The sequence below is a fragment of the Aeromonas sp. S41-2 genome (genome assembly GCF_027705845.1).
Taxonomy (GTDB): domain Bacteria; phylum Pseudomonadota; class Gammaproteobacteria; order Enterobacterales; family Aeromonadaceae; genus Aeromonas; species Aeromonas hydrophila.
Map to the genome: position 1 here is coordinate 249710 of NZ_JAPDCG010000004.1, position 14864 is coordinate 264573.

General features: G+C 59.2%; 13 protein-coding genes and 1 riboswitch. Of the genes, 5 read left to right on the forward strand and 8 right to left on the reverse strand.

What is annotated here, in order from left to right:
* Positions 1–2 precede the first annotated feature (2 nt).
* The 6 genes from OKC44_RS11865 to OKC44_RS11890 all read right to left on the reverse strand — a co-directional run bounded on the left by OKC44_RS11865 (position 3) and on the right by OKC44_RS11890 (position 5954).
* The gene (locus OKC44_RS11865; RefSeq protein WP_101149851.1) at positions 3–542 is read right to left on the reverse strand and encodes a fimbrial protein; all 540 of its coding nucleotides are present in this window, start codon (positions 540–542) and stop codon (positions 3–5) included.
* Between the two features lie 8 nt (positions 543–550).
* Positions 551–1576 carry a fimbrial protein gene (locus OKC44_RS11870; RefSeq protein ID WP_041216178.1) on the reverse strand — a complete coding sequence of 342 codons (1026 nt, stop codon included), beginning with the start codon at positions 1574–1576 and terminating at the stop codon, positions 551–553.
* A gap of 2 nt (positions 1577–1578) precedes the next feature.
* Positions 1579–2310 carry a fimbrial biogenesis chaperone gene (locus OKC44_RS11875; RefSeq protein ID WP_041216177.1) on the reverse strand — a complete coding sequence of 244 codons (732 nt, stop codon included), beginning with the start codon at positions 2308–2310 and terminating at the stop codon, positions 1579–1581.
* Positions 2311–2320: 10 nt separating this feature from the next.
* On the reverse strand, positions 2321–4855 hold the full coding sequence (locus OKC44_RS11880) for a fimbria/pilus outer membrane usher protein (protein WP_333563249.1): 2535 nt from the start codon (positions 4853–4855) through the stop codon (positions 2321–2323).
* Between the two features lie 67 nt (positions 4856–4922).
* Positions 4923–5312: a hypothetical protein gene (locus OKC44_RS11885; RefSeq protein ID WP_045790756.1), complete on the reverse strand. Its 390-nt coding sequence runs from the start codon at positions 5310–5312 to the stop codon at positions 4923–4925.
* A gap of 99 nt (positions 5313–5411) precedes the next feature.
* Positions 5412–5954, reverse strand: coding sequence for a fimbrial protein (locus tag OKC44_RS11890; RefSeq protein WP_011704492.1), 543 nt, complete (start codon positions 5952–5954; stop codon positions 5412–5414).
* Positions 5955–6862: 908 nt separating this feature from the next.
* Positions 6863–6948: riboswitch (cyclic di-GMP riboswitch) on the forward strand.
* Positions 6949–7041: 93 nt separating this feature from the next.
* Here OKC44_RS11890 and OKC44_RS11895 point away from each other — a divergent pair.
* From OKC44_RS11895 to OKC44_RS11905, 3 genes are all read left to right on the forward strand, one after another.
* Positions 7042–7365 (forward strand): fimbrial protein, encoded by a 324-nt coding sequence (locus OKC44_RS11895; protein ID WP_065479870.1) that lies wholly within the window; start codon positions 7042–7044, stop codon positions 7363–7365.
* A gap of 503 nt (positions 7366–7868) precedes the next feature.
* On the forward strand, positions 7869–10616 hold the full coding sequence (locus OKC44_RS11900) for a collagenase (RefSeq protein WP_270812999.1): 2748 nt from the start codon (positions 7869–7871) through the stop codon (positions 10614–10616).
* A 166-nt stretch (positions 10617–10782) separates the two neighbouring features.
* On the forward strand, positions 10783–11772 hold the full coding sequence (locus tag OKC44_RS11905) for a SanA/YdcF family protein (protein ID WP_270813001.1): 990 nt from the start codon (positions 10783–10785) through the stop codon (positions 11770–11772).
* Between the two features lie 53 nt (positions 11773–11825).
* Here the strand turns inward: OKC44_RS11905 and OKC44_RS11910 are convergent, their stop codons facing one another.
* Entirely contained in the window at positions 11826–12440 is a 615-nt protein-coding gene (locus OKC44_RS11910; protein ID WP_171280019.1) for a superoxide dismutase, read from the reverse strand.
* Positions 12441–12461: 21 nt separating this feature from the next.
* Positions 12462–12887: a hypothetical protein gene (locus OKC44_RS11915; protein ID WP_113994623.1), complete on the reverse strand. Its 426-nt coding sequence runs from the start codon at positions 12885–12887 to the stop codon at positions 12462–12464.
* A gap of 290 nt (positions 12888–13177) precedes the next feature.
* On the opposite strand from OKC44_RS11915, the gene OKC44_RS11920 reads away from it, so the two are divergent.
* Together OKC44_RS11920 and OKC44_RS11925 are read left to right on the forward strand one after the other, a co-directional pair.
* Positions 13178–14089 carry a lipase family alpha/beta hydrolase gene (locus OKC44_RS11920; RefSeq protein ID WP_162902041.1) on the forward strand — a complete coding sequence of 304 codons (912 nt, stop codon included), beginning with the start codon at positions 13178–13180 and terminating at the stop codon, positions 14087–14089.
* Complete coding sequence (locus OKC44_RS11925; protein ID WP_270813005.1) at positions 14086–14841, forward strand: lipase secretion chaperone; 756 nt, start codon at positions 14086–14088, stop codon at positions 14839–14841. Before OKC44_RS11920 ends, OKC44_RS11925 begins: the two co-directional genes overlap by 4 nt.
* Positions 14842–14864: the final 23 nt, after the last annotated feature.

The following is a 14864-nucleotide window of genomic DNA, read 5'->3' on the forward strand; positions in this document are numbered from 1 at the left end:
GTTTATTCATAAGCAACGATGAAGTTGGCAACGGCAGAATAGTCACCGGGCTGGATGTTCTTGGCCGCCAGCGCGTCCGGGTGCCCTTCCACCCGGGCAAAGAATTGCAGCTCATTGTCTGCGCTGCCGCCCAGCAAATAACCGCGGGAGGGTGTGCCCAGATCCAGGGGTGTCTGGGTCACGTCATACAAGCGGATGCCGGCGCCCTTGGCAATACCCGCGGTAAAGGCCAGCCCGCCGCTGAGCTGGGCATCCTTCGAGCCGGTAAAGGTCACCTTGGCCATGCGGAAAATCCCCGGCTTGCAGTTGGTCAGGCGGATGGAGAAAGGCACCTGCTCCCCGGCCCCGTTGGCATAGAGCTGCTTGACATCGACCACCCCCATCTCGACCTCCTGCTCAAGGGATTCGGGAGAGACCACACAGGGCTGGTCGATGATACGACCATGGAGATTGAGCTCTCCACCAAGAAGTTCAAGGTCATCAGCCGCTGCATTGACCCACAGCGGGAAAATCAGCAACCCCAAACAGCCTAAGCGCAACATATCGACTCCTACTGGAATGAGGCAACAATGGTACCGGTTGCATAGAAATCACCGGCAGCGACTTCAGCACCGGCTGGACTTATCGGGGCGGCAATAAACCCCCAGTCACCGATATTTCCCTGCATGGATACTGGATACCAGTCATTCAGATTCAGTGTCGAGCCATCCAGCTGTTTGAATTTGATGCCAAGATTATTGATAACATCACCACCTTTATATCCATCTCGAGTGGTTCTGAGATAACTCTGGCTAAATGATGTGGGTTTACCAGAAATGGCGAGGTTTATTTTCAATGGCTTATCCTTATCAAATTCCCCACCACTGCACACGAAGTTAAGTGGTACTGTTTTTTCAAAATTGTTGCCATCCAACCCTGTGCCAGGTAAATCACCGAATTCGACCTCAATCGTCTGCCCTCCATTGATAGTGCACTTTTCTGGCACATACAGCACGGAGGATTTGATAACGATCCTGGACATGACTTCATTATTGAAACCGACATCTGTTTTACCCAGACGTCCAAACATTTCGACTATTTCATGGTCAGCAATGTGCACACCATTGATAATGGGCTTGCGAACGCGGAATGTTACCTTTCCCTTGCTACCACTGCGAAAGCCAAAGGTTGCAGAACCATTTCGTTTACGGCACGTGAACTGCCCTCTGTTGGACTCCTCATTAAAAGGCGCATTCACATATTCCTTGCGATTCCCTTCAATCCAGATATCAACCTTGAGATCGAGAAACTCATTTAATTTAACGTACCCACCACCGACACTGGGCAGTCCGGCACTCATGACCGCTTTGTAATAAAATGGCTGGTTAATAATATCTTGATCAGGACATATGGCCGTACCATTATATGTTCCGGCCAGATCCCAACCAAACTCCTTCAGAGCCCCAGTCTGGTTGGCAATATCTTCCTTGGTCAGCTCAATGTCATAGGTCTTGGTATCGGCCCTAACTTCACCGTTAATAGCCAGCGCCGGCATGGACAAGAACATGATACCAAGTACACCCGTACGCAATATCATCTTCATTTCTCCTTCACTGCTTTACAGGCATTGCCTGTGCACTGGTATTTGATATCCATATATCCGCCGTAGTCATTGACATAGCTGATCACAAATTCATTGCCCAGTGCTTCCGGGATGGTGACCGTCTGCTCTGACTTGGGGGCAACCATAAAGGCCGAAAAGCCCTTCATCGCGGTTCTCCCTTTGCCCTGCGGATGGCCGAGACCCACGTAGGTGATGTAGTAAGGAGTCGGGTTGTTGACCTTGAGGGCCTTGCCCTGCTTGGTGATCAGCACCTGATCCTGCCAGATGGCTCCGCGCTCGGGCAGGATGGCCTCGGGGCGGTAAAACAGCTTGATCTTGGACTGCACGGCAATCTGCATCACGTTGCTCTTCTCGCTCTTGGGCGGGATCTCGCGCAGATTGAAGTAGTAGATGGACTCGCGATCCTTGGGCAGGCTGTCGATGGCCGGCACGCTGGCGATCCGCACGATGGACTTCTGGTTGGCGTCCACCCGCTGTACCGGTGGCAGCACCGCGAAGGGAGACGCGATCTTCTGACCCTGGGCATCTTCAATCCAGGACTGCGCCAGGTAGGGCAGCTTCTGGTTCTCGTTCTTGATGTTGAGGCTGATGGACTTGGCACCGCCCGGATAGACGACACGAGTACGGTCCAGCACGATGGCAGCGCTGACGTTGAGCGAGGTCATGCCCAGCACGGCCAGACAGGTATAAGAGAGCAGCTTTTTCATCGGTATCCCATTACTTGCAAGTGAGAGTCTTCATCGACAGATCGGTTACTTGTTGCGGCGCCACTATCTTGCACTGGCGGGCGCCGCCCCAGGAGAGTTCAAACGCTTCATTCGGTTTCACCCCGGTCAGATAGACCAGGCCATCTTCATCCACCACCGAGAGTACCCGGCCGGAATCCTTGACGACGGTGGCACCAAACGGCGGCACTGAACCATCGGGCAATTTGACGTTGGCCAGCAGCTTGAACCCTTCGGCCATTTCGAAGGCATTATACCCAATTGCGCCCTCGGTCAGGGTCCCCTGCTTGATGGCGTTCATCGCATCGATATCATCGCTCAGCTGATCCACGTCCACCCGGGTGTCGCTCTTGCGATAGTCGGTCATGTCGCTGATCACCGCGACGCCAAAGCGGTTGGTCACGGCGCGGCCATTGTTGAAGGAGACGCCGGAGGTCTTGTCGGTATCCACCATCATGCGGGTACCGCCACGACGGGTCGCCTGGTGCAGGGCCGCACCGTGCTGGGTCGCCGTCAGACCGCCACGCAGGCTAGCGCCGACCGAGGTGTATTCGCTCTGCACGCTGTAGGCATTGAGGCTGACCGCTCCGATGTCGCTGTTGTGGTTGTAGTAGCCCCGCGCCACGGCGTGGCCGTTGCTCTGCACGCCCGCCCCCAGCTGATAGGTATCGTCAGGCCGGCTGTAATCCTGATAGGTGGCCAGATGGGTGACCTTGCCATTGGAGGACTGCACGCTGTATCCCGCGCTCTTTCTGTCCCCGATCGGCATGCTCAGGGTCAGCATGACGCTCTTGTCATCCTCGTAGTTCTCGGTCTTGGTCTTGTAGGCAGACACATAGACGGAGACATCTTTGAAGCTGCCGATGTTCACGTTCTTGTTGATGGTGAGGCCGTAGCGATCCTCGGCATCGTGCTCCCAATAAGTTCTGTGGGTGTAGTCCAGATAGACTGTCAGCGCCTTGGCCGCATCCTCCGCCCAGAAGGTCTTGTTGGCGGTGATGGTGTAGAGCTCCTTGTCACCCCAGGTGTTGTAGTCATCGCTCGAGGTCGTCTCGTTCTTCTCCAGCCGCTCCTTGTTGCTCAGGAACTGCGACATGGTCATGAAGTTGTGCTGGGAGAAGCGATAACCGGCGAAGGTGATCGAGCTGTTGTATTCATCAAACTGCTTGGCGTAGTTCACCCGCACCGACTGGCCAATCTTGGTCGACAGGCCCGGCAGCTTGGCAATGGACTGGGTCAGGTCGGCCGAGATGGCGCCGAAGGCATAGAGATCGCGACCGATACCCAGCCCCATGGAGTTGTATTCACCCGCAACCAGGCTACCACCGTACAGCGACCAGGAGTTGGCCACCCCCCAGGAGAAATCTCCGGTCACAAAGGCCGGACCGTGCACATCATGAACCGAATCAGTCTGTTCGGAAGGGGCACCGACCGCCAGGTTGTATCGGACGTAGCCGGGGCGAGTCAGATAGGGGACGGTCGCGGTGTCGACCTGGAACGAGTTGACGCTGCCATCCTGCTCCTCTACCCGCACGTCGAGGCGGCCGCGTACCGAGCTGTCCAGCCCCTGAATGCGAAACGGACCGGCCGGCACGTTGGTCTCATAGAGGATGCGGCCGGACTGGGAGATGGTGACCTTGGCGTTGGTCTTGGCGATCCCGCTCACTTCCGGCGCATAGCCCTGCAGGCTCGGCGGCAGCATGCGCTCGTCATTGGCCAGGTTGACGCCGGTATAGCGGAAGCCGTCGATCAGTTGGGAGTTGAGCTGCTGCTCGCCCACCGTCAGCTTGGCGGCCATGTGTGGCAGCGGACGATAGGCATAGATGCGGTTCAGCTCGGAAGTGGTGCGCTCGTTGTCACCCCAGTAGGCATTGGCCTGGTAGTCGCCCCGCAGGCGCCAGGCGCCATAGTTGAACCCCAGGGTACCGTAGCTGCTGATGTTGCGGTTGGAGTAACCATCCCCTTCGTTGACCTGGGCGTTGATGTTGTAATCCAGCATCATCCCCGGGATCCCTTCATCCCACTGTTCGGGCGGAATCCAGTTGGGATCGCTGTACTTCATCCACGCCTGCGGCACGGCGATGCGCAGCAAGCCGTTACCTATGTCGTTCGCGATCACCACGCCGTCCAGCGCCAGCAGGTTGGCACACTGGCCATCGTGCCAGGTATCGATCTTGGCGATGGCCTCGTCGGTCAGCGCCAGCTTGGGGATCACCTCTTGCGGCAGGCAGGCCACCCCACCCTTTCCCTTGCCGGTATCGGTCTCGTAGAAAGGGATCTTCTGCAGGGGCAGCTTGTTCTTGTTGACCTCGATCTCGAGGTAGTAGTCGCCGGGCAGGATGTAACCTTCATCGGCAAACTGGGAGAGGTCGATCTTGGTCCGTTCGTCCAGATCGAGCGCATCAATATTAAACTCCGTTTCTGCCCATGCGTGATTTGCCACCGCCATCAGGCCGGGCACGCATAGCATGAAAACCATTTTTGAATAATGTTTTTTTCTCACAGAGTCTGATGTTGAAACGCTCATATTTTCACTCTAGGAATTGCATAACGGTCTCACGTAATGAGGTATCTACACTAAGCAATTGGCTTGCTTACATATAATTGAGTTCAAACAGCGTCGTACTGTTCGGAAAAAACAGCTGACTGCTGATGAGCCCCAAATTGAATTCCAGATCACTGTTGACGATATCCGAAACAATAAAGCGTTCGCCGGATACCTTGTGATATTGGCCGTTGTTGAGAATGCCCAGCTCATCGCTCATGGCACCGCGCACGGACATGGAAATAAAAGGCAGTGATGCCTCCGTCGCCCCTTCAACCTGACAGCCGCTGATTTTCAGCGTGCCCGGTTGCTGAGCCTGCAGCGGAATGCTGCGCAGCACCTCCAGCGTACAGCCCGATTCGGCCAGTCCATCCGTGAGTTCATTGGCGTGGACTGACCCCGCCATCATCACCAGCTGCAGCACCATGGCTGCCATCATTGAAGTTTTCATGATCAAGGTTCGATGTGAGGAGACAGAATGTGTGAGGTTGTGGTGGTTCGCACCACCACAACCCTGATCACACGTTAAGGCACTCTATTACTCGTAGGAGAGAGTAAAGTTGGTCACTGCAGTGAAAGCGCCGGCTTTCAGCGGGTTGGCGGTCTGATCGGCATAACCTTTCAGCACGGCGCTGAAGGGCAGCTCGTTGTCACCGTTGACCAGGCCGAAGGCGGCAGTCGGAGTACCCAGTACGATCGGGGCACCACCCGGAGCGGTCATCTTGATACCGGCACCCGCGGCGTCACCACCACCGATAACCAGCAGGCTGGAATCTACCGGGTCTTTGGCACCGCTGAAGGTTACCTTGACGGCATCTTCCTTGTCGGAGATTTCACAGTTCAGCAGCTTGATGCTGAACGGCTTGGAGTTGGATTCGCCACCGCTGGCCAGCTCTTTGGTGCTGATCTGACCCATTTCAACTACCTGGTCAACAGACTCAGGAGCAACGGAGCAAGGAGCGTTGATGATTTCACCATTGAAGGTGACTTTGCCTGAACCAGCGCCACCGGCAGCAACAGCGGAGCCGCACAGCAACATGGAACCAACACCCATAGCAACCAGAATCTTGTTAGCTTTCATTCGTTTATACCTACATTAACGTGTGTTGTACTGCATCACTCCAATCATGCTGGAGTCATGATCTTCAGTGATGCCGCGATATACTGCACAGCAACTGCTGGTGCTCAACCTCTCATTAAGCCGGTGAGGGGTCATGCCAATAATCAGCTGTGCCTTTTAAGGTCTATTTAAATAAGCAAAAGCAGCACACCGCATCAGGGGCAGTTCCCGCTACACCTCAACTGCACAACTACATACATCCTTGTCGTCTGTGCAGAAAGCCGTGTTCCGCTTTTGCTTGATGGACAAATTAACGACTCATATGATGCACATCAAATACATTTTGATTTTTATAAATTCAGTTATAAACACTTATAAAACAATTACTTAAAATCAAACCAGAACATTGGCGAACTCCATGAAATAAATAACGCTCATATAGCAAACACCGATTGCATAATTTGAAATCGGATATTTTTAATCACTTAACAGCCATTAACATAAACCCAACAAAAATAATATTTTGGCAGTATTTTAGATGATTCTAAAAATACCCATAAAGCAATAGTTAAAACGGTTCACTCATATAGCCAGGTAATCAGGTAATCAGGTAATCAGGTAATCAGGTAATCAGGTAATCATTTTAACCCATTAGACTTGGGGAAAAGCTGATATATCTGCTGTTGCCACCATCCAGTGTGGCCTTTATTTTAATTCACCGGATGCCAGTCATGTATGTTCACCACAGAATAAAACTTCGTCGAGAAGCAGTAGCCAATAGTGATGAACAAGATTGGATATATACCGCCTAATATGAGCCAGACCATATATTTCCTGTCACGGTCATATATATAATTTTATTTGTGACTGATATCCCACACTTTTTTATGACGATTGATTTCTCAAAGTGGGGTGTTATCATCTAAACATAGAGTAAAGGGCAAACCGGTCGAAAGGTCGGGACGCAAAGCCACCGGTCTAAGGGTTCATAACCTAAGACAGCGGAGCTGCCATCTGAGAAGAGCGATGTCATCAGTTGTATCTGTGTCATTCTCTTTGATTGCGTTGCCCTTTTCGTACAACGACATGTGACGAAAAGGACATAAAAATGAACACTTCCACCGCTTCCGTTCGCAACAGCGCCATCCGTTTCGCTTCTTCTGCCGCCGCAGCCATGCTGCTGGGTGCTGCCTTGCTGCCTGCCACAGCCTCCGCCGCCGACGGCACCATCACCTTCACCGGTACCATCTACGAAGCTCCCTGCGACTTCGCCGACAACAGCGTGACCTGCTATTCCGGCACTCAGCGCCAGACCCTGGATCTGGCCAGCCTGCAGCAAGCCGGCAGCCTCAATACCATCAGCAGCACCATGCAGTACAAGCTGTCTGCTGGCAGCAGCAACATGGCCATCGTCACCGTCAGCTACCTCTGATCGGGTCGTTCCTGCCATCTGCCCGGGGTTGTTCATTACCTCGGGCGGATCTGTTCGCCTTTTGCAGGATGAGCCCCCACAGCCTCCCCTAGGTTGCATCGTTAATCACTGCTCTCCATCCACCAATCCCCCTCCCGTTTTCCTCGGTTGCCATGCCGACTGCCGCCCGGCGCCTTTTCACTGCGATACTCACTGCAACACTCGGCTTTCTACACAGGCAGATCAGCACTTTCCCTGCTTGATCCCCAGCTTGCTACTGTCGCATTCCCGCTTGGCGGGAGAATCTCAAACGAGACGTTGATCACAGTTGCCGGCCTCAGACTGAGATCCCCCCCAGATGGCAGATGAGTCCTTGCTATCAACCAGGCCCCCAATGGGGCTCACTTTGTTTTGATTTAATCTAAATAAATGATTTATATGGCCTGACTGGTGGGTTGATATCCCTTTGGGGCTGACTAGATTGCTCGCGTCAATCACGCAGACAATCAAACAAAGGGATAAAAATGAACAATCTGGGTACCAGGTTGCTGCTGCTGGCAGCACCGGGCCTGTTTGCCACTTCGGCGCTGGCCAACTACTCCCCCTCCGACTGGCAACAGTATCAACTCAAAGGTGAATCCAGCCGTCAGCTGGGGGATCGTCTCACCGAAGTGACCTACGAGCTGAGCGCCCGCAGCGGCAGCGCCCCCTATCAGCAGCTGAGGGTGTATCGCCGCTTCGACTGGAGCGATGCCAACCTGGCCGCGCTGGCAGAACAGCAGTGCGGCGAGCCGCAACTAAAGATCGAGCAGTGCTGGCAGATCCGCTACCTCAGCTGTGAAGAGGTGGTGCCGGCCGGCAAGGCCGTTCCGGCCAGCAGCTATGACTATGGCTACGGCATGAAGCAGGGCCGCTGGGAGCCGCTGGCAGGCACCCCGACCGCGCCGCGTCAAGATCGTCTGCCGCTGGCGGAGCGGGTCATCCTGGGTCACAGCGAGCAGGAGCTGGATCGCTGCGAGCTCAATGCCGAAGGTCGCTGCGCCGAGCAGGCATGGCAGTACCAGCCGCAAAACTGGCAGCAATTGAAGGTGCTGGAAGAGACCCCCAATGAACGGGATGGCCGCCTCGAGCAGATCTTCTTCCGCCTGCAGCCCATCGCGGGCAGCCAGGCCGCCAAGCAGGTGAGCGAGCTGCACGTCTGGCGCCAGTACACCTGGTTGCTGGAACAGGCCAAGACCCAGCAGGAGTGCGATGAACCCCAGACCCGTCAGGAAGGGGACAAGACCATCAGCTACCGGGTGTGCCGCCAGACCCTGCCCGCCGGCAGCGAAGTGCAGGTGGTCTTGAAGGACACCGGCTATCAATACCCGGTGGGGGGCAGCGAATGGCAGACCCTGCCGGAAACAACCGAGTGGCAGGAGAGCCGGGTGCTCAACCGTCCCATCGTGCTGGCCAGCAAGGAAGAGCAACTCGACTGTCGCCGTGCCGACGGCCGCGCCTGTTCCGAGCCGGATCTGCCGGGCACCGAGCTGCTGGACGCCGAAGCGGCCAAGATAGTGCAGGATGCCAGTGGCCAGCCCGCACCAGTCTGGCAGGAGAACTATGGTCACGATGACACCAAGCTGCTGGCCGTGTCGCGCGGCATCCAGAGCCTGCTGGCGGCCAATCAGCCGGCCCATCCGGCCATGAAGCTGCTGCTGGAATATGTTCGTGCCCACAACTACCACAACTACGGCAAGCACAAGGAAGACGGCCCGGCCGCCGCCGAGGCGCTGGCCGAGGCATTGACGGCGCTGGGCGCCCACCCGCTGCTCTTCCCGGAGCAGGCCAGCGACGAGGTAGGTGCCGTCATGGGTGCCTGGAGCATCGCCCTGCACGGTCAGTTCAAGAGCCCGGCAGTGCAGAGCCGCTTTGGCACCCTGCTCGGCGAGTTCAACCAGATGCTGGCCTACAGCACCCGCCATGCCAGCGAGATCAACGGTCAGCACGCCTGGGCAACCGGCCTGTTCGATCTGCTCAACTTCCTCGACTTCGCCAGCGACTACAGCGATCCCTTCGCCAACGACTTCCGCCAGCAGGATGGCGAGCTGCGCAAGCAGCTGCACGCCCTCGGCATGAGTGAATTCGCGTTGTGGAAGGGACGGGATGGCGCCGATCTGTTCCTGCTCAACAATGTGCTGGATGCCTACACCCGCCTCTACCGGGTCGCCCGCTACACCCGTCCGGACGAGCTCGACGGCTACCGCAAGCAGCTGGATGACTCCGTCATCGCACTGGTTCGCCACCACGACCTGATCCCCGGTGGCCAGCAGAGCCAGGATCTGCTGGAAGACATGTCGCTGACCCTCTCCACCTACTACCTGACCTACACGGACCGCACCAGCGAAGCCTGCATCAGCGGTAACTTCGCCGGGCTCTGCACCCCTGTCCGGGTAGAGGACGTGCTGCCGTTCGAGCACACCTGCTCGCCGACCCTGCGCCTGCGGGCCCAGGATCTGACCATGGATCAGGCCGAGGGGATCTGCCGTGAACTGGGTGCCGAAGAGCAGCAGTTCCACCAGCAGATGGAAACCGGCTGGCAGCCGGTGGCGGACGATAATAACGAGGCGCTGGAACTGGTGGTCTTCAACTCCTCCGCCGACTGGAAACGCTATGGCAGTGCCCTGTTCGGCGGCGTCTCCACCGACAACGGCGGCATCTACCTCGAAGGGGATCCGGCTCGCCCCGGCAACCAGGCCCGCTTCTTCGCCTACGAGGCGGAGTGGAAGCGCCCAGCGTTCCAGGTGTGGAACCTGCGCCACGAGTACGTGCACTACCTGGACGGCCGCTTCAACCAGTACGGCAGCTTCGGCCACTACCCGCTCAACCGCACCACCTGGTGGTCGGAAGGGCTGGCGGAGTTCGTCGCCCACGGTCAGTGCTTCGCCCGCGGTCTGGACAACGTCGCCGGCCGCCCGGCAAACGACCGTCCGGCCCTGGCCGACATCCTGCACCTGGATTACGACAAGGGTGGCGAGATGGTCTACTCCTGGTCCTACACGGTGCACCGCTTCCTGAACGAAACCGGCCGCGGCGCCAGCTGGCTGGCCATGGCCCAGGCCCTGCGCAACCCGGATCAGCAGCAGGCCATGAGCGCCTTCGAAGCCGAGCTGGACCAGCTGATTGCCAATGACAGCGAGGCCTACCAGCAGTGGCTCGGCCGCGAGCTGCTGCCCTGGTGGGAAGCCAACAAGGACTCCGACGAGTGCAAGGCCAACGACTCCTCCCACTGAGGACGAGACGGCTATGACAAGGGGCGGCCATGGCCGCCCCTGCTTATGAACGATTTTAATCGGCTCAGGATCAAGCAGTTAGCCGACCTCTCCCTGCGACAACCTCTGCCCGAGTGACGTCTTCGGCGGTCATCAAGCCTGACGTACGGCGGCAACTTGTAATAGAATGACCCTCTGTCACCTCTTACTTCAGACCCGAACCGCACCGCGCATGAAGAAGTTTGCCAAGATCCTGCTCGCCTGCCTCTGCCTGTTGCTGGCCTCCGTCGCCACACTGCTGGGCTACAGCGAGTGGACCGTCTCGGACGCCCGTCACTACACCTACGACGACGTCAATGCGGTGCCCTACAACCGGGTCGCCCTGGTGCTCGGCACCTCCAAGTACCTGATTGGCGGCAGCCCGAACCACTACTTCAAGTACCGGATCAAGGCCGCCGCCGAGCTCTACAACAACGGCAAGGTGGACTACATCCTGGTCTCCGGCGACAACGCCACCGTGCAGTACAACGAGCCGCGCCAGATGCGGCGGGCCCTGATCCAGGCCGGCATCCCCGCCAACGCCATCTACAGCGACTACGCCGGCTTTCGGACCCTGGACTCCATCGTGCGGGCCAAGGAGGTGTTCGGCCAGGCCCACTTCACCGTGGTCTCGCAGGCCTTTCACAACGAGCGAGCCATCTTCATCGCCCGCCATTTCGGCATCGAGGCGGTCGGCTTCAACGCCGTGGATCCCAGCGCCTATCAGGGCATCAAGACCCGGGTGCGCGAGGTGTTCGCCCGCCTGATGGGGCTGCTCGACCTCTACGTGCTGGACAAGGGCCCCAAGTTCCTCGGCGAGCCCATCGTCATCGGCGGCCCGGTCCCCTGCCAGGCGTTGAGCACTATAGGGGCAAGCCAGCCCTGCCTGCCCATTGCACCGCCCCCTCATAAGCCGAAGGCCAAGCCGGCAGCGGCAGTGAGCGCTGCAACCGCCACCAGTGCAGTTGCACCGAGCGAGGCAACACCTGTGGATAACCCGGCTGCAGCCAGTGCAGCAACACCAACCAGCGGTGCCCAGACCACCAGCACCGCCGTGCCGAGCGAGGCAACGCCCGTGGATAATCCGGCTGCCGCCAGCGCAGCGCCGCCAACCAGCAGCGCGCCGCTCCCTCAATAGCAGAGACCCGCCAACAGGCGGGTCTCTTTCATTGGGCTCGGTATTTCCAGCGATCAGGCCAGCGCCGCCACGTAACGCCGTGCCACCTCGTTCCAGTCGATCACCTTGTAAAACGCGGCTATGTAGTCGGGACGCTTGTTCTGGTACTTGAGGTAGTAGGCGTGTTCCCACACATCCAGCCCCAAAATGGGCACCAGCCCATCCTGCAGGGGGCTGTCCTGGTTGGCGCTGCTCACTACCTGCAGCTTGCCGCTCCGATCGACCACCAGCCAGGCCCAGCCGCTGCCAAAACGGCTCAGCGCCGCCTGGGTAAAGGCCTGCTTGAAGGCCTCCAGTCCGCCCAGATCCCGCTCGATCGCTGCAGCCAGCTCGCCGGCCGGCTCGCCACCACCCTGCGGACTCATCACCTGCCAGAACAGGCTGTGGTTGGCGTGACCGCCGCCGTGATTGCGCACGGCGCCCTGTACCTTGGCAGGCAGGCTGTCGAAGCGGGCAAGCAGCTCCTCCACCGGCAGCGCCGCCAGCTCGGGGAGATCGGCCAGGGCGGCATTGAGGTTGTTGATGTAGGTCTGATGGTGACGGCTGTGATGGATCTCCATGGTCAGCGCATCGATGTGGGGTTCCAGCGCGTCATAGGCATAGGCAAGGGCTGGCAGGGTATGGCTCATGGTCACCTCTGTTTATTGTGATTAATGCAGTTGGCGGGCGGACCCGGTCTGGCACAGGCACTGACCGAGGCAGCGGCGGATGCCGTCGTGGTTGCCGTGTTTGCGCAGGAAGGCGAGCAGCTCGGCATGGGTGCTACGGGTGTGGCGCAGGGCCGCATCCCGCAGAGGATCGGGGCTGGCCGGTGACTGGCTGGTGGCAAGCAGGCAGTCGTGGATGTGGCACAGCAGGTCGGCAGCCCGCTCCGGCCGCGCCATGGCGACCAGCAGATCCGCCAGATTGTGGTGGGCCACCACCAGCGCGGCGACCGCCTCGTCCACGTCATGCCAGCCGGCAAACTGCTGGCGGGCCAGCCACAGCGCCTGCTGATAGCAGGAGAGCGCCTTGCCGTGCTCACCGGCATCGAAGTGGCGATTGCCGCTCATGGTCTGCACCTTCCAGTGCACCATGCTGCTGTCGCTCTCCTCCGTCCCCACCCATCCTCTTACCCAGCTCGCCGCCATGATCCTCAACACCGCAAATGATAATAATTATTATTTAACTTATGTGAGCGGCGAACACAAGGGATAGTTGTGCCGGCACCGCCAACAGCCCTGCCCATATGGGTAGGGCTTTTTTGAATCTGTCTGTTTGGTGATCATTTGCACAGATGCAAACGTCCCGCTCCGTCATGCTGGTCGGTACTGGCATGAGGCCGGTGGTTGCCGCTGCGGCAACCTTATTCACAAGGATGGACAAGATGAAAAAATGGCTATTGGTGCTGCTGTGCGCCCTGCCCATGCTGGGCCAGGCGGCAGGTTATACCCAGACCCGCTACCCCATAGTGCTGGTGCACGGTCTGTTCGGCTTCGACAAGCTGCTCGGGGTCGACTACTTCTACGGCATCCCCCAGGCGCTGACCCGGGATGGCGCCAGGGTCTATGTGGCCCAGGTCTCCGCCACCCAGAGCTCGGAACTGCGCGGCGAGCAATTGCTCAAACAGGTGCAGCAGGTGCTCGCCATTACCGGGGCGGAGAAGGTGAACCTCATCGGCCACTCCCACGGCGGCCCCACCATTCGCTACGTCGCCTCGGTCGCCCCCGAGCTGGTTGCCTCCGCCACCAGCGTGGGCGGGGTCAACTACGGCTCGGAGATCGCCGATCTGGTGCGCGCCAACGTGGCACCGGGCTCGGTGGCCGAGAAGCTGGCGGTGGCTGCCGCCTCCGCCCTGTCCGGGGTCATCTCGCTGCTCTCCGGGGGCAGCCAGCTGCCGCAGGATCCCCTCGCCGCCCTCGACGCCCTCACCAGCGCCGGCGCCCAGCGCTTCAACCAGCGCTACCCGGAGGGGCTGCCCAGCCAGTACTGCGGCGAAGGGCCCATGCAGGCCGCCAACGGGGTCTACTACTTCTCCTGGAGCGGGCGCGGCACCATGACCAACATCCTGGATCCGGTGGATCCGGCGCTGGCGCTGACCGGCAGCTTCTTCAGCGAACCCAACGATGGCCTGGTTGGGGTGTGCAGCAGCCACCTCGGCAAGGTGATCGGCACCGACTACCGGATGAACCACCTGGACGAGGTGAACCAGTCGTTTGGCATTCGCCACCTGTTTGAGACCGACCCGGTCAGCCTCTATCGCCAGCACGCCAACCGCCTGCAGAGACTGGGGTTATGAACAAGACGTGGCTGATGGCCGCTCCGCTGGGCGCGGCCCTGCTGCTGGGGGGCTGGCAGCTGTGGCCCGCTCCGAACTCCACCTCGGCCTCTCCCCCGGTGGACGAGGCCGGGTCGAACTCCCCCCTGCCCAGGCAGGCTGCCCCCTCGCCCGATGAGAGCTCGCTGCAGGCCCGCTATGAAGCCTTTCTCGCCGCCGAGGGCAGCCTGACGGTGCCGACCGATCCGGGCCTGGCCAGCCTGCAGGTGCTGTTCGACGAGCGCGAGCAGTTGCGCCAGCAGAGCTTCACCCCGGCCGAGCAGGAGCAGCTGTTTGCCGAAGATCGGCTGATGGAGCAGTGGACCCTGCGCCGCAAGGCGCTGGCGGAGGCTGGTGATGCCGACAAGCCGCTGCTGGCGAGCGAGCTCGAGCTCTGGCTGGCGGAGCAGCCCCAGTGGTTTCGGGAGGCGGAGGCCAACAGCCGCCTGCTCGGCGACCTGCAGAGTCTGGAGCGGCTGCCGGCGGCCGAGCGCGACACCGTGCTGCGTGAGCAGTTGGGGCCGGAAGCGGCGGACCGGCTGCATCAGCTGACAGAAAGCCAGCAGGGGTTCGAGCAGCAGCTGGCCGGCTATCTGGCCGAGATCAAGCCCCTGCCCGCCGAGCGCCGAGCCGAACAGCAGCCGGAGATCCTGGCGCGCTGGTTCGAGCCCGACCAGTGGCGACGGGTGGAAGCCCTCACCCGGCTCAGGCTGGGCGAATCGTCACCGCAATGAAAAGGGGCCCATATCTGGGCCCC

Excerpts from the sequence above, each read along its gene's own strand:
- OKC44_RS11865 (WP_101149851.1), bottom strand. The coding sequence starts at position 542 with ATGTTGCGCTTAGGCTGTTTGGGGTTGCTGATTTTCCCGCTGTGGGTC.
- OKC44_RS11915 (WP_113994623.1), bottom strand. The coding sequence starts at position 12,887 with ATGGTGCACTGGAAGGTGCAGACCATGAGCGGCAATCGCCACTTCGAT.
- OKC44_RS11910 (WP_171280019.1), bottom strand. The coding sequence starts at position 12,440 with ATGAGCCATACCCTGCCAGCCCTTGCCTATGCCTATGACGCGCTGGAA.
- OKC44_RS11925 (WP_270813005.1), top strand. The coding sequence starts at position 14,086 with ATGAACAAGACGTGGCTGATGGCCGCTCCGCTGGGCGCGGCCCTGCTG.
- OKC44_RS11880 (WP_333563249.1), bottom strand. The coding sequence starts at position 4,855 with ATGAGCGTTTCAACATCAGACTCTGTGAGAAAAAAACATTATTCAAAA.
- OKC44_RS11900 (WP_270812999.1), top strand. The coding sequence starts at position 7,869 with ATGAACAATCTGGGTACCAGGTTGCTGCTGCTGGCAGCACCGGGCCTG.
- OKC44_RS11885 (WP_045790756.1), bottom strand. The coding sequence starts at position 5,312 with ATGATGGCAGCCATGGTGCTGCAGCTGGTGATGATGGCGGGGTCAGTC.
- OKC44_RS11875 (WP_041216177.1), bottom strand. The coding sequence starts at position 2,310 with ATGAAAAAGCTGCTCTCTTATACCTGTCTGGCCGTGCTGGGCATGACC.
- OKC44_RS11905 (WP_270813001.1), top strand. The coding sequence starts at position 10,783 with ATGACCCTCTGTCACCTCTTACTTCAGACCCGAACCGCACCGCGCATG.
- OKC44_RS11890 (WP_011704492.1), bottom strand. The coding sequence starts at position 5,954 with ATGAAAGCTAACAAGATTCTGGTTGCTATGGGTGTTGGTTCCATGTTG.
- OKC44_RS11920 (WP_162902041.1), top strand. The coding sequence starts at position 13,178 with ATGAAAAAATGGCTATTGGTGCTGCTGTGCGCCCTGCCCATGCTGGGC.
- OKC44_RS11895 (WP_065479870.1), top strand. The coding sequence starts at position 7,042 with ATGAACACTTCCACCGCTTCCGTTCGCAACAGCGCCATCCGTTTCGCT.
- OKC44_RS11870 (WP_041216178.1), bottom strand. The coding sequence starts at position 1,576 with ATGATATTGCGTACGGGTGTACTTGGTATCATGTTCTTGTCCATGCCG.